General features: G+C 34.1%; 18 protein-coding genes and 2 pseudogenes. All 20 read right to left on the reverse strand.

What is annotated here, in order from left to right:
• Window positions 1–13 precede the first annotated feature (13 nt).
• A complete protein-coding gene (locus tag QM450_RS00280; protein WP_414319328.1) occupies window positions 14–286 on the reverse strand; it encodes a hypothetical protein in 273 nt (90 codons plus the stop codon).
• Between the two features lie 37 nt (window positions 287–323).
• Window positions 324–707 carry a DUF5945 family protein gene (locus tag QM450_RS00285; protein WP_414319329.1) on the reverse strand — a complete coding sequence of 128 codons (384 nt, stop codon included), beginning with the start codon at window positions 705–707 and terminating at the stop codon, window positions 324–326.
• Window positions 704–937 (reverse strand): DUF5965 family protein, encoded by a 234-nt coding sequence (locus QM450_RS00290; protein ID WP_414319330.1) that lies wholly within the window; start codon window positions 935–937, stop codon window positions 704–706. Before QM450_RS00290 ends, QM450_RS00285 begins: the two co-directional genes overlap by 4 nt.
• A gap of 50 nt (window positions 938–987) precedes the next feature.
• A complete protein-coding gene (locus QM450_RS00295; RefSeq protein ID WP_414319331.1) occupies window positions 988–2,073 on the reverse strand; it encodes a DNA primase in 1,086 nt (361 codons plus the stop codon).
• Window positions 2,074–2,082: 9 nt separating this feature from the next.
• A complete protein-coding gene (locus QM450_RS00300) occupies window positions 2,083–2,724 on the reverse strand; it encodes a peptidylprolyl isomerase (protein WP_414319332.1) in 642 nt (213 codons plus the stop codon).
• Window positions 2,725–3,002: 278 nt separating this feature from the next.
• Window positions 3,003–3,599 carry a response regulator transcription factor gene (locus QM450_RS00305; RefSeq protein ID WP_000698198.1) on the reverse strand — a complete coding sequence of 199 codons (597 nt, stop codon included), beginning with the start codon at window positions 3,597–3,599 and terminating at the stop codon, window positions 3,003–3,005.
• The gene (locus QM450_RS00310; RefSeq protein WP_414319333.1) at window positions 3,580–4,308 is read right to left on the reverse strand and encodes an ATP-binding protein; all 729 of its coding nucleotides are present in this window, start codon (window positions 4,306–4,308) and stop codon (window positions 3,580–3,582) included. Before QM450_RS00310 ends, QM450_RS00305 begins: the two co-directional genes overlap by 20 nt.
• A gap of 926 nt (window positions 4,309–5,234) precedes the next feature.
• Entirely contained in the window at window positions 5,235–7,250 is a 2,016-nt protein-coding gene (locus QM450_RS00315; RefSeq protein ID WP_414319334.1) for an FtsX-like permease family protein, read from the reverse strand.
• Between the two features lie 12 nt (window positions 7,251–7,262).
• Window positions 7,263–7,997, reverse strand: coding sequence for an ABC transporter ATP-binding protein (locus tag QM450_RS00320; RefSeq protein ID WP_050543105.1), 735 nt, complete (start codon window positions 7,995–7,997; stop codon window positions 7,263–7,265).
• 269 nt (window positions 7,998–8,266) lie between these two features.
• Window positions 8,267–8,344: pseudogene (locus QM450_RS00325) on the reverse strand (salivaricin M family lantibiotic); the annotation flags it as partial.
• Window positions 8,345–8,862: 518 nt separating this feature from the next.
• Window positions 8,863–9,183 carry a DUF5966 family protein gene (locus tag QM450_RS00330; protein WP_414319335.1) on the reverse strand — a complete coding sequence of 107 codons (321 nt, stop codon included), beginning with the start codon at window positions 9,181–9,183 and terminating at the stop codon, window positions 8,863–8,865.
• A complete protein-coding gene (locus tag QM450_RS00335; RefSeq protein WP_000969637.1) occupies window positions 9,176–9,460 on the reverse strand; it encodes a DUF5962 family protein in 285 nt (94 codons plus the stop codon). Before QM450_RS00335 ends, QM450_RS00330 begins: the two co-directional genes overlap by 8 nt.
• Window positions 9,461–9,534: 74 nt before the next feature.
• Window positions 9,535–14,217 (reverse strand): annotated as a pseudogene (locus QM450_RS00340) (SNF2-related protein); the annotation flags it as partial.
• Window positions 14,218–14,300: 83 nt separating this feature from the next.
• On the reverse strand, window positions 14,301–15,794 hold the full coding sequence (locus QM450_RS00345) for a recombinase family protein (protein ID WP_049513449.1): 1,494 nt from the start codon (window positions 15,792–15,794) through the stop codon (window positions 14,301–14,303).
• Window positions 15,787–17,454, reverse strand: coding sequence for a recombinase family protein (locus QM450_RS00350; protein WP_049513446.1), 1,668 nt, complete (start codon window positions 17,452–17,454; stop codon window positions 15,787–15,789). Before QM450_RS00350 ends, QM450_RS00345 begins: the two co-directional genes overlap by 8 nt.
• A complete protein-coding gene (locus tag QM450_RS00355; RefSeq protein WP_049513445.1) occupies window positions 17,454–19,118 on the reverse strand; it encodes a recombinase family protein in 1,665 nt (554 codons plus the stop codon). Before QM450_RS00355 ends, QM450_RS00350 begins: the two co-directional genes overlap by 1 nt.
• 98 nt (window positions 19,119–19,216) lie before the next feature.
• Window positions 19,217–19,372, reverse strand: a complete 156-nt coding sequence (locus QM450_RS00360; RefSeq protein WP_001035198.1) for a hypothetical protein — start codon at window positions 19,370–19,372, stop codon at window positions 19,217–19,219.
• A 499-nt stretch (window positions 19,373–19,871) separates the two neighbouring features.
• Window positions 19,872–21,626 (reverse strand): DUF262 domain-containing protein, encoded by a 1,755-nt coding sequence (locus QM450_RS00365; protein WP_414319336.1) that lies wholly within the window; start codon window positions 21,624–21,626, stop codon window positions 19,872–19,874.
• A 100-nt stretch (window positions 21,627–21,726) separates the two neighbouring features.
• The gene (locus tag QM450_RS00370; RefSeq protein ID WP_049513440.1) at window positions 21,727–22,140 is read right to left on the reverse strand and encodes an RNA polymerase sigma factor; all 414 of its coding nucleotides are present in this window, start codon (window positions 22,138–22,140) and stop codon (window positions 21,727–21,729) included.
• A 236-nt stretch (window positions 22,141–22,376) separates the two neighbouring features.
• Window positions 22,377–23,252 carry an SPL family radical SAM protein gene (locus tag QM450_RS00375; RefSeq protein WP_049513438.1) on the reverse strand — a complete coding sequence of 292 codons (876 nt, stop codon included), beginning with the start codon at window positions 23,250–23,252 and terminating at the stop codon, window positions 22,377–22,379.
• Window positions 23,253–23,257 lie beyond the last annotated feature (5 nt).

Consider the following 23,257-nt stretch of genomic DNA (forward strand, 5'->3'; position numbering starts at 1 on the left):
CAATTTTGGTGCGTTATTGACTATTTTTCCTAAATCTCTCTAAATTCTTCTCCAATTGTTCCTTATGAAGTTGATTTTTAGCTTCCTTTAATGTGTCGTCCAATGTTTCTTCCCTATAAATTGATTCTGTTTTTACTTGTTGTGATTCTTGATCTGGAGTGAAAATGATATCTAACAGTCTGTCAATTTTTTCAAGATCTTGGACAGACATATCAGATAGTCTATGAATTAGCTTCTTAAATACATCACTATTGTCTTGATTTTTCTTAAAAAATGTTGTAAACATCTATAACCTCTCAAAAAAAGCAGCCTATCAGGACTGCTTAGTGTAATTCCGAAATCGCATCATAAATTGACTGCAATTTCTTATTGTCTTTATTCTTAGTGTCAATCAACGTATGTAGCTCTTCAATTTTCTTTTGACTGCTTTGGATATCGCTATTGTTATCCGCAATAAGTCTTTTAAGATGTTGCTGATAACTTGTAGTAATATCTGTCCCTTTTCCTGTTCTAACCTCTGTAACTTTGGGTTTAGAATTAGGATTTGATTCCGTCACAGGCGCTTGTTTTCGCTTTTGAAAAGCTGCTTCATAATTTACTTCATTACCTCCTTGATGATTTCCAAATAAGGCCGCAATTTTATCTGAAGCCCCTTGATTTTCTGATTTACTTTCTAATGGCTGATTAAAATTCCAATCTTTTGTCATTCACTCATTTCATCCTTTCTAAATTCAGAATCATCAAATTGTCTTTCTTTACCAAAGGCATGGTCAAGAGCTTCTTCAAAACTCATGTGACTAATGATTTGACGCCTTTTGAACGTCGCAAACATCGCTGTCTCCAGTTGCTCTCTGTAAGCTGCTAGTTTTTCTGTCTCTCTTGCTACCTTGTTTTCTTGCCTAGTGACCTTTTCTTCTAAGCGTTCAATAATGGTCATATACGATCCTCCTTCATTTTAATATTAGCTAAAACATCTTGATTTTGTTATCACAATTCTAAACATTGGGAGGTTTGTCTTACTGGTTGATTCCTCAATGTCTCTTTTGCATTCTCAAGCTTAAATTGAAAATCTGATTTGTTTTCTCGAAGAATATCGTTCCAGTCTATTTTTTCTTTCCCAAATTCATTATTAGGTAAATCCAGTTTAACAGGCAATCCTGCTTGAGATAACTTATCAGAAAAATCTTTTCCTGCATCATCACAATCTACCGCAAGTGTCAATAAATCAGGATGATTATCAAAATAGGTAGTGGTATCACGAATTGTATTGATCAAAGGCAATAACTTTGAAGGTGTTACTGTATCTAAAAATTCCAACTTCTGATTTTCTTCAGCTATCAGTCGTAAAGTTTGATAAGCGACAACAGACCTTTTTAATCCCTCCATAGATACCAAACGAACATCAGTTAGACTTTGTTGATGAAGTTCGTAATAGCTCATCAAGTCGATAAACGATTCACAAAAGACCAGTCTATTTGGTTTACCAATGTCAAAGGATATTCCAACATGTCCATGGCTTCCTTTTAGAATCGTTTTTAACCTCTCTCTAGGAAGAGAGTGATTCTTATAAATCCCTTGTAAGCTTGCTGCCTGCAGCTTGTAACGATGATCAAAGCTTTTAAAAACAATAACAGGTTCAACTGTTTCATTTGTTTTCCAGCTGGCTTGTGCTATCAAACCTTGTTGAATCATCCTTTGTACGATTTCTTCTGAAATTCCTCTACATTCTGTTAAGTAATATCTGGCCAGACTACAGTTAGAATCTTCTATTCTCTTTAAAGGATAATAAAATGGTCTCTCTCTTTTTTCTTGAACAGCTTCTTTTTGAAAAGGTTCTTCAGAAAGGAAGGCTAGAGCTTCTTTAAAGGAAATTCCCTGAACAAGTCGAACAAAATCAATGACATCACCTTGAATATCTCTTGAAAACCATTTAAAAGTATTGGTAGTTGAAAAAATCCGAAATGAATCGTGTTCAGGATGTTCATAGACACTGCTAGAAACTTGTTTAAAGGAGATACCTAAACGATTGGCTACATCAAGAATTGAAATTTGCTTACATTCTTCTATTTCCATGCAATATCATCATTTTGTCGTAGTATTTGGCAGTGATGGTATTGATGATGATTCTTCTAAAGTTTTGGGAGTGGCCTTATCTAAATCATCTAACCCAGATTTCCAAACCTGCACTTGATTGACCAATAACTTACCAGGTAGTTTAGAATAGGACAATTTAACAGTTCTTGTTTCTGTCTGATTGGTCTTTGATTGGTTGGCATTCTTTAAATCGGATACATAGGTTACATTATAAGAGACCATGGCAATGGCTTGATTCGTAGTCTGATTGACAAAGATATCAGCTTTTTCAAAATGATAATCCAAAATATAGTCCTTATACACTTGGTTCATGGCATCGTTTTGACTTGTCAATTCTTGAGAATAAGCCGATTCAGTCATATAAGGTTGAATACGTGTATTATTTTCCCCTAGCTTTTCTTTCGTATAGTACTGAGTCAAAAATTCTTTTACAGTATCCGATGACAAAATGCTGGCTTTATCTTCTGCTTGTTTATCCTCTACAAGTTTAGATGCAGCCAATTCGATTTCTTTGCGACTTTGTTTAGCAGTAGAATGTTGACCAGCAGTATATCCCATCATGAGAATAAAGCTAGTTGCAGCCACTGCTCCAACACTAATTAAGGCTTTAGTTTTGACTTTATTTAACATCTTAGACCTTCTTTCTATAAAAACTAGGTCAAGAATAGCAGATAAATCTTGAAAAAAGTATCACAGAAGTAAAAATGCCACCCGAAGGTGGCCAATATAACTTACAAAATTAGTAATCCGTCTGATAAAGTTTTTTATACAAACCATTTTTCAGATACCATAAACATAATGATTTTCTCCTTAATTACTAATAGATTATCAAATATACCGTTTATTAGAATGAGTAATATGTGAAATTTTTGTAAATAAATTAAAAAAGCTACATCTTCTGCAGCTTTCTAATCTGGTGGAAAATAACCCAACTGCTCAGCGATATGAATCGCCTCCTGCCTGTTAGTCACTCCCAATTTTGAAAAGATATTGGCCAAGTGATTGGAAACTGTACGTTTACTCACATAGACCTTGTCACAGACATCATCAATGGTCAAGCCATTTCTAACCAGTTCTAGTATCTCGATTTCTCGTGGTGTTAACACCTCTACCATCACTTCATCTGAAAAGACCTTACCACCTAGATAAATCTTTTCCAGTTTTTTCACCAACTCATCTGGATCCATACTTTTGTCCAGAAAGCCATAAGCCCCCATAACTTTAGCTCGGTGTTCATACATTTTTTTACTGTAACCTGTCAAAATCACAACCTTACTAGAACAACCATTGTCGATAATCTCTTGTGCCAAGGTCAGCCCATCATCTTGATACAGACTCGTCAGGTTGATATCAATCAAAATAATATCGTAGTCATTAAAAGCAATCTCCGAAATAGTCGAAAAATTATCTACTAACTGGACCTTTTTAATGTTTTCCGATAACTCTAAAATCATCTTGATACTTTGGCTAAATAATTTATGATCATCAATTAACAAAATTTTCATAACACAACTCCTTATCAATCGGGAGAGTAATTTCTACACGAAATCTCTTATTATTTTCAAAAATCTGCATTTGACCACCTAAAACACTAATTTTATTAGACATATTTTTCAAGCCATAACCTAAGGATTTTTCTTTTTGAAGGCAGTCATTTTCAGAAATGATAAAAATAGCGTCATCATGCACATCAATCTTCAAAGAAATCTTTCCACCACTAGCGTACTTAACGGCATTGGTCGCCAACTCCTCAACCAGACGATAGGCAATTTTATCGTAAGGAGATAAAAGCCTAAAGTGGGCAGGAAACTGTGTGACGACTTCATTTTCTGCGTGATAGCGTTTGACAATCCGATTAATCAGCCCTTGATACTGGATGTCTAACTGCTCGTCTGTTTCTACCATTGGCTGATAATAATCCATCCGCTCACGAATCCGCTGAACCAACTCCTCTGTTACCAGATTGATCTGTTCACCAAAAGCTTGATTGCTACTATATTTATTGAAATTTTTTATTGCCATAACATTTTGCAGGATTTCATTGTGAAGAAATTCGGAGAACTGTTGTTCTGTATCTTCATTTGCCAGCAGATTTTTCACCATACGGTTACGCTTTAAAAAGAGAACTTTTACATAATCCCTAGAATCTAGCATTTCAGCAGAGCGAAAGAGGCGAATCAATTCTTCCGAACAAATCCCGAACAATAGTAACATGATATTCAAAACCAAAAAGCTCGTGTTTAAATCTAGACGAAAGATGATGAAAATGCCTACTAACAAAAACATAACCAGTAAAAACAAGCGTGAAAAAGCTTTTATATAGGACAATTTTAACTCTGATACCTTTTTTTGAAGTGAGCTGATAATTGTTTTGAAGTGTAAAAAAGCTAAGATACCAAGAATTTCTAGATACCAGATTAGGTTAGTCACTCCTGAGCCCGTCGTATTGATATACAAAAAGAAATAAGAAAGAGGCAATATCAAAGCTAATATCCACAAATTTCGTCTCTGATACTTGAGTTTACTTTTCAACTCTTTATGATATAAAATCAGTAAAATCAAGGGAACAAGGTTTAAAAAGAAAGACGCAAACAAGGACAGAAATAGAAAAATTGAAGGACTTAACAGATACGAACTCATGGTGATTAGTGTCAACACCAAGGACACACTCAACAGTTCTTCTCCTATTTTCTCTCCCAGAAAGATAATAGACAGAGAGCTATACACCAATAAAAAAGAGTTGAGCGGATGAAGAATATCAAAAAAGTACAACAGGGTGCTCGCAACTCCTTGATTAAAAATGGATTGCCAGCTAATGAGAAACAACATAAGGAGCAACCAAAGTTTCAACTCACTATACCGAAAGGTCACAATATTACAAATATAACTAAATGCAATTAAAGCAATAATTAGCAATAAAACCATCTGCAAGGAAAAATCTGTCGAAAAGTCCAGAGGAATCCTATAATAAATATAAATCATCAAAGTTAGATGATTAAAAATCGTCAACCACCACAATAAAAGTGAGTTTTTCGAGAGCGATTTGACAAACTGTTTCATATATATCCACTTCCTGAACTACTTTAATATCATTATAACACAATACCAGAATTGTCGGATAGACAACTCTGGTATTTGACTTAATTTTCAATAATTTGCCAACTTACTCTGTAAGTCACTAGCAGGTAAAGGACAAATAGTAAGACCACTACTCCCAGATAGGTGATATCTATAGAAATGCTGGTATTAGCGAAATTTTCAAAATAGCCTAGAAGTGCGGTACTTAAGGCAAGCGCTAGCGGACCTGCGATGACCAGCGGAACCAAGAAATAACTTAGAATCTGTTGCAAAAGAATAGAGCGATTTTGCTTCCTCTTATTCCCAAGAAGATATAAGATTTGATAATCATTAACACTATCCAAAGCACTTGTAGATGTTTGAAGGGACAAGATACTGAGGGAAATAATGATAAAAATAACACTGACAAAAATCATGACAAAGACAATGACGCCCATAAATCCAAGATAAATCTCAAAAATTCTTCCTTTGGTTTGATAGGTGAACGGATTCAACTCTGCTCCATCACGAGTGAAGTAGTATTTTTCTATCCACTGACTTAAGAATGTTTCTACTTTCCGTTTGTCGATATTTTCTTTGAAATTGGCAACATAGGTCGTGTGGTCTTCCGTCAATCCAACTACTACCTTATCTGGTACAATTAAGGTTCCTGTATCATTTGTACCCACTGACGATAAAAAGTAAACTGTTTCAAGTGGATTCGAAGAGGCAAGGTTGAGAGAATGACCGTTAATCATGAGGGTTTTGGTCGTTGATAGAAAGTCCTGGATCTGCTTGGCAGTTCCTTTATAGTTTGCATTGACCAGAAATTGGTTATCTGCCAAGTCAACCGCTTTTTCCCCTTGCAGTTTGCGGAGATGATTGTAGGCAGAAATTCCTAAAATCGGTACTTTTGATTCAGGAAGTTCCTTATCATGCGCCCAGAGATTGCTAGTATCAATCAAATCTTTATAGGTTAAATCACTAGAATAGATAGGATAGCTGTACTCCTCTTTGATGAGGTTAAAGTCAAATCCATCTGCTTTCAATCTGTCTTTGACAGATTCCTGAGAAAACTGGAACTCTTGACCACGATAAAGATTGACAGTTACATCATAAGGTGAGTATTTGTTCAGCTCTCGGTTCATAGTCGTATAGGCACTACCACTAAAAACTAGTAAGCTGAGAGCCAGTGTCAAGGTCAAGGATAAGACAGCCAACGTTACCGAATTACTATCAGCTTGTTTTGAAAATTGACGAATTTTAAAACTGTTTAGTTTGTTATAGTAGGTTTGAGGCAGTTTTCTAAGGGAAACCAAGATAAAATGGCTCAAGGTATTGTAAAATAAAATCACAAAAATCACGAAGACAGATACCAGCAAGATACCCCAGCTTTTCAAGAATGATAGATGGTGATAGTCTGAAAAATAGAGAGCACCAAAACCGATAACAGCTGTCGAAAGAATAAAGAGAAGTGCTTGAAGAACTGGCTTGCCTTTTGCCAAGACAGATTTCTTGACCCCATTTTCTTGAATGAGTGCAATGATATTTTGCTTTCTAAAGGTAAGAATGTCCATGACACCAACAATAAAACTGGTTACTAAATAGGAATAAACTAGTAAGATGACAGACTTGCTATCAAAAAAAAGCAGACTACCAAAGTAATTGGCCATAAAAAACTCAGATGCAACCTTAGATAGAATGACCAGTAAAATCAAGCCAAGCAAGAAACCTAGAATCAAGGAAAAGATATTGACCAGCATGGTTTCAAAGAACAGGGTACGGATAATCTGCTTCTTCTTCATTCCCAGCGTTGCATAAAGTCCCAGCTCTTTCTTACGACGTCCCAGGACAAAGTTTGTGGAATAAACGACGAGAAAGGCAATCGCCGATAGAATCAGATAGGAAAGCAAGCCCATGTACTGACTCATCACCGTCGTCAACATTTCCTTTGCCCCTGATAAACTTTGCATCACTGGATGGCTTGGTAAAGCATTAAAAGCATAGAGCAAGCTATAAATCAAGGTTAGACTGAAAAAGTAGATGGTGTAAGTCTGTAAATTTCGAAATACATTTCGTAAAATTAATTTTGGATACATACTCTCTTCCTCCTATCTGGTACGGCTGTAAATCTCTTGCAAATACTGTTCATTAGATAAGCTGTTACGTTCCAAATCATCCATAATCTTTCCATCGCTAAGTAGCACCATCCGTGAAGAGTACTTGGCTGCGGCAGGGTCATGCGTAACCAGTAAAATGGTAATACCAAAACTTTTATTGATTTCCTGCAAAAGTGCCATCAGTTTTTCAGAATTGGCAGAGTCCAAGGCTCCTGTCGGCTCATCTGCGATAATCAGTTTAGAATCATCAATCAAGGCTCTAGCAGTTGCCACACGTTGTCGCTGGCCACCTGATAACTGATTAGGAAACTTATCTTTTAAGTTTTGAATGGCCAACTTATCCAAAATTTCCTCAATCTTATCCTGATGTTTTTTGATATTTTTCCCCTGAATTTGAAGAGGTAGAATGATATTTTCATAGACCGTCAAGGTTTCCACCAAGTTGTAGGCTTGGAAAATATAGGAAATGTTTTTAGCACGATAGTCAGCTAGTTCATTTTCCTTGGCATGGATGATGTCAAAATCTTCAAATCGAATCTCACCTGATGTTGGTTTATCAATCGTTGAAATACAGTTGAGGAGTGTTGTTTTTCCACTACCACTGGCACCCATAATTGCCAGAAATTCACCTTTTTCAACGGACAAGTTCACATCTAATAAAGCATGAACGATATTATCCCCTTGACCAAATGTTTTCGTTAATCCTGTCACAATAAGCTGTTTCATCATTTCATTCCTCCGTTTCTTTATTACTCTCTCATTATACGGTTTCTTTCAAGGTTTTCCATGAGTATTTTGTGCAATATATTCAAGTTATAAAAAACCGATACCTTTTTCAGGTATCGGTCGATGTTGATTATTTGCGATCGTTTCTTTTTTTCATAAAGTAAACAATCCCTATGACAATAACTCCTAAGACCAGTACAGGTGCATAGAATTCTAGTGTTCCAATAATTCCTTCCATTTTATCCTCCTATCAAAAAATATAGGTAGTTTTATCCACAGCGCACGTTTGGCGAAGTACATTCATAAGAATATGTAAACCACCAACCACAGCGACCTTGTACTGTTAATCTAACAGTCGTACGTCACCCAGCAGTATATTTAATATTTAACTTTTGGCTATTAATTTCATAATCCAAAGAATCAATCTCAAAATGGTCTTGTTTCATTTGTATTTCTCCTCGTAAATATAACACCAAATCAAAGTTTTGTCAATGTTTTGTAATAAAACTCAAGAATTTTCCTTTTGTTTTATCTAACAACAAACATTATTTCTCGTATACTCATAGGAACAGGTGAAACACAATCCACAGCGACCTGCTAGTGTCATTTTAAAAGCTATGCACCACTAGCTCCTGATTTCCCGGAAAGTTCTTGGTTTTCAACCTCGAAACTTAGAGAATCAATCTCTGGACGACTTGTATTTTTAGACATAAGGTTGCCTCCTTCCTTCTTTTAGATGATCATTATTACAGTAACTAGTATAAACTCTAGTATTGGCTAAGTAATGAGTAAATCGTGCAAGTTTCTTATTTTCGAGAAAAATTTTTATAGTTCCCAATTAAAAAGTAGCTGAACAAGAGATTGTTCAGCTACTTTTTAATCTTCTTGTCCAACTAATGATTTTCAAAACACCACATACAAGCACGGCTAGATTAAATACCGCATAAAATCCTGTAAAACTGATCAGACCATTCTGGGATAAATCTTCCATATAAAGGGTCGGTTCAGTAAAGAACAGATAAATTCCATAGAACTCTACGAAAATAAGAAAACTGATAAAACCAATAAGGAAAAGTCCACTGGCAATAAGAAAGAGTCTCCATAAAAGAATGAGAATTCCTCCTACTGCTAAAAAAATTACTGGGATAAGGAGTAAATCATTCATGACTTTCTCCTTTCTAATCAATCAACTGACGATAATGGGTGGCAAGAGAGGAATCAAACTCTTCTAATTTTTGAACTAAGTCCAAATACTCTTCTTTTTCATGTTCTTCAAAGTCCACACCTTGATGATTCTGAAGAGCGATTTCCAATTGACTAGTGAGCTCTCGTTTAGAAAAACTGTAATCCCCTGTCACTTCCTCATAATGTTCCTTTAACTCCTTGTAGGCTTGGTATTCTTCAGGTGTTTGAAATCCCTGTACCAAAGCCTCTTCTAATTGATAATAGGTATCTTCCATCATAATCGTTACCTCGTTTCTTTCTATCTTTATTCTACCGCGCTTTTCTTTTCTTGTCCGCTATTTATATCTATTTTTTAATCTAATTCAAAAGAAAGTTGTTCTTGCTTTTCTTTTCCTTTTTCGTGGAATTGTCGTAAGGCCTGATCAATAATATCTAAATCCGTTTCTGTTTCAATCAATGGCGCGAGTACATCGTATTCGGCCTTTTTAGTTTGATAATCCTCTTCCTTTGGAAAATTTTTCTCAATTTCTACCTTAGCAGTAGTCCATTTATCCTTTAATTCATCCAATAAGTTCTGAGTTTTCACTTGGTCATCTTTAATGTGGTCTATCGTATGCTGAAGCCTTTGAATTGTCCCCAAAGGAGAATACAAATCCAAACTGACAGAATACTGATTTTCTCCTACAATCTTAACAGAGAAGGTTTCAGGAAGAGGCTGATTCGTTGGTAGACTAAGCATTTTAATGTCAAATCCTCGATAACTTGCTAGGGTTCGAAATTCTTTGCTGTCAGATTGATTATGACGGATAAGACGGTGTAGGGATTCACCTGCTTCAGCTCGTTGCTCAAAAACTTGTTTACCTATCGTCATAGAAAATGATTGGTCTTTCGACATTTCAGACTGTTGAATGTCGCCTTCATACTTGCTTAATCGTTTCTCAAGAATGGGCATATTTTCTTCACAGTAAGAGATTGTATGACGATAGTGATCCTTGCTGCGTTGAAAGGCGCGTCTTTGATTTTCTAATAGAGTTAGATCATTCTCTAGTTCCATCTTATATTTGAGATAAGGATTACCTGTTGCTAGTGCCTTAAAATCAGAAGCTGTCATAGTCTGTTCATCAATATCTTCCGCAGCACGAATCGGCTCCTTAGAAGTCATAATCTGCTTAATATAACGGAGTTTGTTCTCCTGAGTTGCCCATAGATAATTATCAAACGAACCTTTGGTAATATAGTGGTAAATATCCACTTCCTTGTTTTCATTTCCCTGTCGGATAATACGTCCATTACGTTGCTGAATGTCACTTGGTCTCCACGGTACATCCAGATGGTGAACTGCTTTCATCTTGCTCTGAACATTTAAACCTGTTCCTCCTTTTTCAGTTGAGGCAAGAAGAACCCGAACCTCTCCTGCATTAACCTTTCGAGACAAGCTATTCTTCTTTTCATCACTATTGGCATCATGTACAAAGGCAATTTCCATACTAGGGATTCCTCTATCAACTAATAAAGCCTTAATCTCAGAATAAACATCAAAGCCATTATCTTTTTTCTTAGGTGTGCCAATATCTGAAAAAATCATCTGAGTAGCCTTATTTTCCATTCCCTCACGATAAATTCTTTCAACATTATCCACTACCTGAAGCAGTTTATGATTGTCTGCTAGACTATAACTAGAGTCCAATAAACGCATATCAATAGCTAGTTTCCGCGCCTCACCCGTAATCTTCAACATGTTATCCTGGCTCGGATCAACTGTTCCACATTTGACCATATCTGACCTCATAACTAATTCTTCTAAATAGAGTTTCTGGTTTTCAGTTAACTCACTCTCAATAGGGATAATATGAGCTTCTGGAACAGGTAAATCCAACATATCTTGTGTTTGAATGTCGGCTGTTTCTTTATAGATTTTCATCAACTCAGGTAGATTGACAAACTTTTTAAATCGTTTCTTAGGTTGGTACTTATCCCCTGTAGGAGCTAATTCCATAGAGTTTTGAATTTCTCCAAAAGCACCTACCCAAGAGTCAAAATAATCAACTTGATAGCGTTTTAAGATATCTGGTTGAATGTAGTTCATCATAGTATATAACTCACTAATAGAATTGGAAACAGGTGTTCCTGTCGCAAAGACAATGTTTTTAAAATCATGTTCTTCCTGAATCTGTCGAACCTTCATTTCCATATCCACATTCTTCTTAGAGGTTGTATTGGTAATCCCTGCTACATTTCCAAGTCCAGTAATTGGACGTATATTTTTAAAGTGATGTGCTTCATCCACAAAGAGAAAATCAATTCCTAAGTTCTCAAAATCAATAAAACTATCACGATTAAAGCGTTGGAGTTCTTCCAATTGTCTCTCAAGACCACTTATTGATTGCTCTGCTTCTTTAACGGTGTACTTATTTTCAGAATGTGTTTTAATCTCTCGTAGTTCATTGAGTTTGTCCTCGATATAATTCATCTGTCTTTCCTTACTGACAGGGATTTTTTCAAATTGAGAATCCCCAATGACAATGGCATCGTAATCTCCTGTAATGATACGTGACACAAATTGTTTTCTTCTCGCCTTCACAAAATCTTTCTTAGTGGTCACAAAGACTTTTTTAGTAGGGAAAAATTTCATGATTTCTTGGCCAAACTGAGCAGACAAACTAGAGGGCACCACATACAAGGGCTTATGAACCATCCCCAACTCCTTTAATTTAAACCCAGCACCAAGCATGGTCAAGGTCTTTCCTGAACCTACCTCATGAGCTAATAAAGCTCTTTTTTCTTCTACGATTCTTTGAATAGCATTCTCTTGATGAGGACGAAGACTGATGTTTTGTGCCAAGCCATCAATGACTAGATGGCTACCATCATACTCTCGACTAACTGTTCGATTATAAAGACGATTATAGCTTTCCTCAATGACCTGTTGGACTTCTGGATACCGTGAGACAAATTCTTGAAAGAGCTCTTGTAAATGCTGCTCTTTTGCTCTTAGAACAGAGGTTTTTTCCAAATCTGTGATAGTCTTTTTCTTTTCCCCTTCCGTAACAGTCATGGTAATCGTCGGTTGGTTCGAATTAAGTAAATTCTCAAAAATCTTTCTTCCTGTATCATAACGTGACCCACTAACTCCAAGACTACTATCTTTGGCACTTGGATAGCGATAAACAAATGATGTCCTTAAATGAACCTGGCCATCGACAGGATTCACTTCAATGACTTGTTCAACATCTGGCGAAGACAATTCAAATTCACGATTGGTAAAACATTCAAAGGCAAATTTACCATAAACGGATTGAGGAATCCAACGTGACCCTATTTTGAACTCAATATCTGCCAGATGAATCCGTGGAGGGCGAACAGATTCTAACAAATCTAAAGCATGAGACCAGTCAAATTCTTGGTTGTTTTCATCTACTAATAGTTGAACTACTTCTATCTTATTGAGAATATCTCCTGACAAAAACTGGTTCTTAGAAAGATATTTTCTTTCCCCTCTTAAATAACTTTCTGGATCCATTAAAACCTGGTCACCTAACTCATCTAAAATAGCAGCTTGGCTATGTTCGGGATAAATTGATACCATATAGTCTAAATCAACTCCTCTACCATCCGATAAACTGGAGTTTAAGGCATCTAAAGCCGTTGATACTCTTGTAATCTCTCTCTCTGGTCTAACCAATGCTTTCTCAAAGGCTAAAGATTTTTTATATTTTACTTTCTGGTCTTTAGAATCGATGTATTCATCTTCTAAACTTGCTAGTAAAGAATACTTATCGTCACTATCAAATAAGTTCCGATTGACTGAGGCATTCAAGTATCCAAATTGACTTACAAAGCGGTCATAGTTATGATTGAGTTTACTAAGTAACACCTGAAATTCTGTCCGACTATAATCTTGATGACGTTGAATTTCAATTAAGGATTGATAGGTCTCTCTCAAATCAACCATGCCCTTAATGCGACTAATATCCTTATCCGATAAGGGACTTTCATAAAAGACAGTTTTTTTGAACAGTCCCTTATATTTCCCTCTTTTACTCGCTTCTTCTGACTTGTAAACATCTAGTGCTTCCTCTTCTGTCAAATGAAGTTGCACGAATCGGTCTATTTTATGTTCAGACAAAGAACTGTCCCAAGCTTTAAAATCTCCCTTCTCATCTACATAATAACTAATTTCGTCTACTTTTGAACTTTTCCGAATGCCATGCGTATCTCGGTAATAAATTTGATTTCCCTCATATCCAAAAGAATAGAGCGCTAAGTCCTCACGTATACGACTTGGGATCGAATTATCCACTTCTTCTTGGATAAAAACAGGTGCTTTCAAAGAATTGTCAATTTGTTTAGGTGCTTCCACATTCTCGAATGCTTTCATTATATCAGTAGATAATGTTTCTGATTCCCCCTTTACATTGAGGGTTCCTCCATTAAAATTACGTACTTCATATTCACCCAAAACTTGTGTGTTGTATTTCCCATCAAAATAAGGATTGATCCAGACACGCTTATCTTCCTCAAAGGGAATAGAGCCACTAAAGACAAGTTCCTCCTCATTAAGATTCTTTGCTTGATCCTTTTGAAAGAAGAGGAGATCTGTGGTCACTCGAGTACCTGCAATCGTTTTAAAAGCCGTATCCGGCAAACGAACACCCCCTAAAAAATGAGTGTTGGTTTTAATCTCTTGTAAGACATTATCTGTCCGCTTATCCATTGTCCCAATAGATGAGATAATCGACACTTGTCCTCCGTCTCTTACTAAATCAAGTGAGTGTTTGACAAAGTAATCATGAATCATATAAGGTTTATCGTAGTTTTTATCGGCAATGCGAAAATTTCCAAAAGGAACATTCGTTAAGACTAAATCAAAACTATTATTTTGATAGGGAACTTCTTCAAATCCTCGCACTTCAATATGGGTATTGGGGTGGAGTTGTTTTGCGATTGCGCCTGTCACACTGTCTAATTCAACCCCATAGAGCTCTGATTTATCTCGTATACTTCTAGGCATCGCCGCAAAGAAGTTCCCAGTCCCCTCTCGTGTCAAGCGACTGACACAAAATTTATTGTCTATTTTTAGACAGCAAAAAGAGAGTGATTTCTCACTCCCTCTTGCGTCTATTTCCATATGATTTTTTGAACTATACTACCTTCACAGATAACCGACTCAACATACTTTTCCATAAGTTCTCGTGTAAGTTCATTATCCGTTACAACTTCTGTTTCATTAGAAGATAGTTTTATCTTTTCATCAAGCCTATCAAATTCATTATCTATCTGGTTTTTACTTTCTACAAACTTAGCTTTCGTCATTTTCCCAAGCTTATATTTTTCAAAATCAGACATTTTTTTCGCCTGAAGCTTTTCCATCTTCTTCTCTATATCTTTAATACTTATTTTTTCTTTGGGCTTCACTTCTGCTTCACCATATTTCTCTTTAATAAGTGCAAGCACCTGATCCTCTAACTTATCTACTCTTGAGTTTTTATGTTCTACATTATTGCACTTGCAGATCCTACAATGAAAATACTTATGTATTCTCATACTTCCATCTGGTCGCTTAAATTTTGATTGAGTAAGTCCCAGAATATGGTTACAAGTAGGACATCTTGCAAATCCTTGTAATGGAGAATGCTTTCTCCATGGATAGTCAGTATTTTTCCCTTTTAAGAAACTATTATTTTCTTTGATAGCTTGAACCTTTTCAAACTCTTCTCTTGAGATAATAGCTTCATGATGTTCATAAACTCTACCCCATTCCTCTTTGGGATTAAATTTAAAACTACCAGGAGTCAATATCGACTTTTCTTGCATATTGAAGACATAAGTGCCGGTGTAATTTTCATTGGATAAAATATCTACCACTGTACCATTTGTCCATGTTGGTGCATCTCTTGTATCTGATGAGACTATGTTATATTCATAATCCATATTGGTAAGTTCTTTTTTACGCTCGTTTGGTGTTGATATATTTTCTTCATTCATAACTGCTGCAATCTTTCTTGATGCAAGTCCTGTAAGTGCTAAATCATATACCTTCCTCACAATCCAAGCTGTCTTATCATCAATAATGATGTTGTGCTTATCATCTGGATCTTTCATATAACCAAATGGTGGACTCCAAGCAAGAAACTTTCCTTGCTTTTTAAGTTCAGTAGTAACTGTCTTTACTTTCTGAGAAATATCTTTTGTATAAAAGTCATATAGCAAACCTTTAAACTGAATATCAAGGTCTGTTCCATTTCCTTTTTCCTTAGCACTATCATAGCCATCATTAATCGCAATAAACCTAATGCCAAGAAAAGGGAATATATTCTCCAGATAATCACCAAGTGAAATGTAATCTCTCATAAACCTTGATAAGTCTTTTACAATGATGGCATTGATTTTACCACTCTTAACTTCCTCAAGCATTCTTTGAAAAGATGGTCTTTTCTCATTTGTTCCTGTGTATCCGTCATCAATATATTCTTCTCTTTGGAAGCTTTTCAATTCATCATTTCTATCAAGAAAATCATTCAGGAAATACCTTTGGTTGATGATACTTTCGCTCTCATCTTTCTTCATCTGATCTTCTACAGATAATCTGATATAGAGTGCAATTTTACTCATCTTCAACACCTCCCATCAAACTATCCATATTAAATTTAAAGACTATTTCAAAATTATGATTGCCATAGACAATTATCTTTTCCACTAAATTATGAATTAAATCAGCTGGTAATTTTTCAACCTTTTTTGCCGAAAATACATCCTTAATCCACTTAATAGATGTTTTATTATCCCTTTCAAGGTCTTTTACAACCTGTTCAATCGCAATAACTTCATTATTGATTGTTGCAATATGTCTAAGGGTAATTTCTCTTTTAAGGATATATACTTCCCTGTCAATCTTGCCTAAGCTATATTCTTCATAAGTTTTTTGAATTAGGAATTCTTCCTTCTCCGCCTTAATTTTAAGCTTTGAAATATTTTCGTTTAGCTTACCTATGCTTTCAGAAAATCTGTTAGATACTCTTTCTATTAACTTTACCTTACTTGTAGCCTTAGTAATAAAGTCTGCTACCTTTTCAGACATTGCTCTATCAAGCTCTCTTTCCATAATAAATACTCTTGCTTCGTTATCTATCTTGCCTGTACAAGTATCGTTTTGAAAAGAATAATAAAGCCTATCATGGTTTATCCCATAAATTCTGGTTCTTCTATGAAGCTCTTTACCTGTTGCATTATTGAAAATCAAGCCCTTATATCTATTCTCATAATCTCTTTCAAAGTCATGCATTTTTGCACCAAAAGCATTGTTCTTTAATCTATCTGCTCGCCCTTGCAGCACTTTTTCAAAATCCTCTTTTGAGATAATTGGTTCATGTGCATTTTCATAAATAATATGCTGACTTTCATCTACAAATTGTTGCTTCATTCCCTTTGCAAGATTCTGTTGCTTAACACCTTGTACTAAAGTTCCTGTATAAGCTTTATTCGTAAGCATTTTGGAAATAGTACCTTTATTCCACTGCGGATCACCATCCCGTCTATAAATTCTACCTGTTTTGTAATAGACCATTCCTGTAGCATAACCCATAGTATTAAAGTGCTTTGCAACCTCATATTGGCTTTTTCCTTCAAGTGTTAGTCGGAACATTTCTTCAACAATGGATCGAACATTCTCATCAACTTCTAACTTCTGTCCCTCTTTTAATTTCACTACCTTATATCCATAGGGCGGAACAGAACCAATAAAATATCCATTTCTTGCCCTATTATGTTTACTTGTCTTTATCTTTACAGAAATGTCTTTAGCATACATATCATTGACGATATTCTTAAGAGTTACTTCAAATGACTTCTTAGAGTCTAAATCCTTAACGGTATCAACCTTATCATTAACAGAAATAAACCTTACTCCCAAGAACGGAAATACCTTGTCTATGAGTCTACCCATCTCAAGATATTCTCTTCCAAGTCTTGATAAATCCCTTATGATAATACAATTAATTCTTCTTTCACGAATATCTTGCATCATCTCCTGAAACTGTGGTCTTTCAAAATTTGTCCCACTATATTCATAGTCTGTGTAAATATTTACGACTTTAATATTTTCCTTTAAAGCATATTCTTTACAACAAAGCACCTGTGTTTCGATAGACGATGATTTCTCACGCCACTCTTCTTTTCTTTCACTGGATAATCTTGTATATATTCCAGCTTTATAAAATACTTTTTGTGTTTGTTCTTCACTTTTTCTTATATATCTTTTGGAAGTCCTTGCCATTAACAAACACCTCCAACTGCAAGCATAGGTTCAACTCTTTCTAAATGCTCACCAAATAGCTTGCCCATTGATATTAGTCTTGCCTTATGTGTATCCTTAGCTTCAACCTTATCACTATCCACAATTGCTTGAAGCAGGTTCACTGTTTCAATATTGTTGAAGACAAAGTTAATTACATTATCTTCTCCAATCTCAATACGATCTATAAAAGACACTAAAGACAATCGATTTAGTTCATCACTTTCAGGATTAGGAACTATCTCAGAAACGAAACTACCTTTATCGTTTATCTTCATTTTCAGTTCATTTACGATATTTTGCTTTGTAATAATTTGTTTCTCAATTTCCCTAATCTTAATAAGATAATTTTTTCTAAATCGTTCAAATTCTTCAGTCGTTATAAGTTCTTCTTCTAAATCCATATAAAGAGATTGTCTAAGTCTTTCATACTTTCTTTTTTCTGCATATAATGACTCAAAATCAACTTTTAATTTAAACTTTGACACATCTATTTCGCTAACTTTTTTAAGCAGTTCATTGTACTTAGATAGATATTCATTTAATGCATGAATAGTTGCATGAGTAACATAGTCTTCTTTTACACTATGTCTTGAACACTCTCCAGCATTGTTATATTCAGAGCAAATGTAGAAAATCTTGTCTCTTACTTTTCGCCTAATCATAGGACTTCCACAATCTTTGCAATAAAGCATACCTGATAATATATATGGCTTATCTTTAGACTGTTTCACATCACGAAGTAGCATTTTGTTTGCAAGTGCAAAGATGGATTTTGATACTATGCTTTCATGAGCATTTTCTATTGCTATCCAGTCTTCTTTTGAAACATCTACTTCATGCTTTGATTTATAATTTAATTTTGTGGTTTTTCCTTGTTCTAGGACACCAATATAAACCTTATTTAAAATAATACGGTTTACCATCTTAGCATCCCACTTTGCTTTTTTCACAACAAAACCAGTATTGAAGTTATCACCATTATTTTCCTTATGCTTGGATGGTGTAACTGTTCCAATACTGTTTAGAAAGTCGGCAATAGCCTTTGAGGAATAACCCTCTATTTTCATATTAAATATTCGTTCAATAATATGAGCTACTTCTGTATCAACTACAAGCTGATGTTTGTTCCTATCATCTTTCTTATAGCCAAAAGGAGCAAATGATCCAATAAACTCGCCATTCTTCCTTTTAACTTCTTTTGATGATTTTACTTTCATAGAAATATCTCGACAATAACTGTCATTGATAAAATTTCTAATAGGAAGTATTAAATGTGTATCGCTAACATCCGCATTATCACTATCATAATTATCATTTACAGATATAAAGCGAATACCTTTTTCAGGAAATATCTTTTGCAGATACTTCCCAGACTCAATATAATCTCTGCCGAAACGAGATAAGTCTTTTACCATAATGATGGAAAACTTTCCTTTATTCAGGTCATCAATCATATTCCTAAAATTTGGACGCTCAAAATTAGAACCACTATATCCATCATCTACATATTCATAAAATAGATCTATGTTCTTTTCTTTAGCGTAAGATTTGATTATTTGTCTTTGATTTGAAATAGAGTTACTTTCATTGCTGTCTCCATCTTCTCTTGAAAGACGAAGATACATACACGCAGTATTTCTCATAACAATCCTCCTAAAATGATATTTTGGCAAATAGTCATTTCGGAAGATTACTTCTACCACCTATATTTTACCGCACCCTATTTCTCTTTGTCAGCCCCTCAAATCCTGACACAGGATTTGCATAGATACATCTCAACAATATCAAGTAAATCAAGCTTTTCACTTTCGCTTGTAGAGTAGGTTATTTTCTTAGAATAATCATCTGCTATTTGCTTCTTATCCTTATCTTTTTTAACTTCTTTTTTCTTATTCATAGTCTTAACCTCACTATTTTTATAATAAGTTTTTTGACATTGGTAGATGCATTGGCTGCTACATTGGAATCTCACCACCGCCCCTTATTAAGACGAGCCGGCTTAAACTATTGAAGTATCATTATCACCATTCGTATCACAGAGATAGATTGCCACACCTATCCTTTATGTATTCCTATTTATCGCTCTTTTTCTTTTATCCTTGGCACTTACCAGTATTCATTTAAACCAATTTCTCAGCAGAAAAGTCTTGGCGTAGGTCATAATTCTCCACAAATGGATAACGTCCCACCTTGGTCTATTCAGTTGTCAAAGATCAATTAGCTTTCTGCTATGTAGGATTCTTTGCTTAATAACGGAATAGATTTTCTCTTCTACCTGAAAAGCAAAAAGGATAAATTTCCCCCTACACTTTAAAAGTGAAAATTTATCCTTCTTGGTAACCAGATTTATTAATTTTTTAAAGAAAAAAGCAGACCATTAAGATCTGCTAATTTAACTATCCAATAATACTCTTAATATATTTTTTTATATTTGTTTTTCTATCAATAATAAAATCCTTAAAATCTTTTATTTCCAAACCAATTCCATCAGATAAAAATAAATCATCATGTGTCTTGTTTTCTGCATCAACCCATTCTTTAAGAGACTTAGCATTCTTAGATTCATTTTGCCTTCCGTTTAATAATTGCAAATTAGCAACTCCATTCCAGTTTTCTCTTTTCTTAGCAAAATCTTGTACTTCATATGGAATGAAATTATTAAACTTTTTCTCATCAGTGAAAATAGTTGACGGGTGTAAATGATCTTGATGAAAATCTTGGTTTGAAAAATCCAAATTTGAATACATTAAATGCAATATGTAATATGCATTATTAGAATCTTTCTCTGCTTCTAATAAACCATCTATAAATTCGTCATCAAAACTATAATTTCTTGCCGGATCATTTTTAAAAGCATCCATTAGCTCTTTATCCGGAAAGTCCTTTCCTAAATTCGCTTTCAAAACATCCCTCATTTTCTTTAGAACGGTATCAGTTTGTCCACCGAATACCGACTTAATAAACGTAAGTATTAACCATTTTGCTATTCTATCTTTATTTTCTTTATTCTTGTAGATAGGACTAGAAATAGTTGTTTCTAGATTGTTATAGTAGATATAATATATTACTGGAATTGCTGCATTTTTTGCTCTAAAAGTTTTGTCATTAAATCCTAAAGATTCGAATAAAGAAAATGCTGCAATTATGCTTTTTCTTACTCTACTCCAATTATTTTCAAATTCATTAACATTTTCATGTGTGAAATTTTTTAATTTAAACTTTATGTCATCTATAAATAGTACTAAACAAGTTTTTAAAACAAAATCTTTATCAATAATGAAACCAGGACGCCCAATTATATAAACTTCCTCTACTAATTTTTCTATTTCCTTACGAGCATCTATCACTTTCCAATTAGCAGATGCAATAGACATAAGTAAATCTGAAAAAGATAGTGGTGTCCCTCCACTATTAGTCCTAATAAAAATTTCAAGCACTTTATCAGGTTCTTGTTCTTCTTGTAGATAATAATTTATTAACTTGTCTTTATGAATAACTTGAAATAATTGAACTAATGTATCGGAAGCATAATTATTATCCATTAGTTTATTATCATTTAGATACTTATAAACTTTATTTATAGTATCTAGGTCTAACACTTCACCGACTCTAAACCAAAAATATGTATCTCTATCTTTATCAAATTTCTCTAAATCTAATTTTGACAGAAACCTAAAATCAAATTCCTTTTGATTATCATATTCTTGATTTATAGGTGCAATTAAATTTAAATATAATTCTCTAGTAGGAATGCATTCTTCTGTATCTTTCCACCATTTTCTAGGCATTTTATATGCATAACTACCTCTTAAGCCAATGTATAAGCTTGTTAATCTTTGTTGTCCATCTATAACTGCATCAAAATTAGGAACTCCCTTTGTATCAATATCTCTATTATTTTCCGAAAAAAATTCTCTGTATCTAGTTATAAACTCATAGAATTTATAGCCACTTTTTATTTCGTTATCTGTTATCTTCCAAAACATAAAAGAATTAATAGGATACCCATGCATAATACTATCAAATAGCATCTCAATCTGATTACTCGACCAAGTAAATTTTCTTTGAATTGCTGGTAATAAAAATTGTCTATTATGGATGTTATCTATTGCATCTTTTATTGTAATTGGAGATTGAAAACCACTGCTCATCTTATTTCCTCCCAAAAATATATATTAATTATACCATTTTTCGGTATGATTTTCCATTTTAAAAGCAGGCAGATTTTACTCTGCCTGCTTATTTTAAACACTATTTAAAGTCTTTCAGCAATTCTCTTAGCTTTTCTAATATCTTATTTCTTCTCTTTATGAGAGCTGGATGAGATATTTTTTTAGTTTCAGCTACTGAGCGAATGGTTTCATCATTGAAATAAAGTCTATCAATGATTTCTCTTTCTTCATCATTTAATTTTGATAGTGCATCTCTTACTGCCTCTATCATCATTTGTGTCTGAACAATCTTATCTACATCAAATCCCTCATCAACGATACTATCTTCAAAATGCCCATCATGATCAAAAGACGAGAAAAAAAGCAGGTGATTTCTTCTATCCACCTGCTTCAAATATTTTTCATGATTTTTTTCTTGCCAGTAGACTTTATAAATCTCTTCACTAACCTCCACTTTTTTTCCATTCACAAACAGGAAATAATTTTTTCGCATTTTTTTCCTCCATTTCTTTGTTTTCTTGTTTAAAACAAAAAAGGAGGACTTCGGCATTTATGCATACCGAATCCTCCATAATGGATGAAAAATATTAAATTATTTACATGGTAATCCTTATGATTTACTAAATTGAAAATATAAAAAAGGACTTATATTAAGATATGTATCGTATTTAGTTCTTTGTGACACCATCTTTAAAAGTCCTCCTTAACCTTTTGTATTATTTCTATTTTCTAAAAATCAAATATACTAAGTTGTCTAGTTATCTCTCTTTCTTCAAATTCTTTCAAGTAGCCAAAAATAATATCATTGTCATGCATTATTTTCTCTTTTTCGCAAAAGTCATGAAAGATCTTCATTAATTTAGAATTATTCTTGCTGTTAGCAATATAGCTATTTCCAAATGTTTTAATATATTTATCTTTAACATTGGGGAATTTTTTATCTAATGCACAATAGAAATATTCTCTATTCCCTTCTCTTAGGGTAAGACCTATACCAAAGCAAATTATCCCCTTTACTTTTGCTTCCTTGCAATAATTTAAAATGCCCATTAGATTCTCTTCAGTGTCATTGATAAAAGGTAAAATTGGACTTAACCATACAATTGTAGGTATCCCTTCATCTCTTAAAGCGAGCAAGGTCTCAAATCTTTCCTTTGTTGTAGAAACATTTGGTTCAAGCAATTTGCATAGCTTTTCATCATAAGTAGTAAGTGTCATTTGAACAACACACTTAGTCTTGGCATTTATTTCTTTCAATAAATCTAAATCTCTTAACACATTTGATGATTTTGTTATAAGCGTTATTCCAAATCCATATTTGTTCACTAACTCAAGTGCCTGCCTTGTATAATTTAATCTAAGCTCTTCTTTAATGTATGGATCTGTCATAGAACCTAATCCAATCATACATTTTTTGCGTTTTCTTCTTAAAGAATCTTCTAAAAGTTGTAGGGCATTTTCTTTAACTTCTACATCTTCAAATCTATGGTTTATCTGATAGCATTTACTCCTTGAGTCACAATAAATACAACCATGTGTACAGCCTCTGAATAAATTCATTCCATTTTTTGAAGATAATATTCCTTTTACCTTCGTAAAATGCATTCTAT

Origin of the sequence: Streptococcus infantis, assembly GCF_047464615.1 — a bacterium.
In the GTDB taxonomy this organism is placed as follows: domain Bacteria; phylum Bacillota; class Bacilli; order Lactobacillales; family Streptococcaceae; genus Streptococcus; species Streptococcus infantis_Y.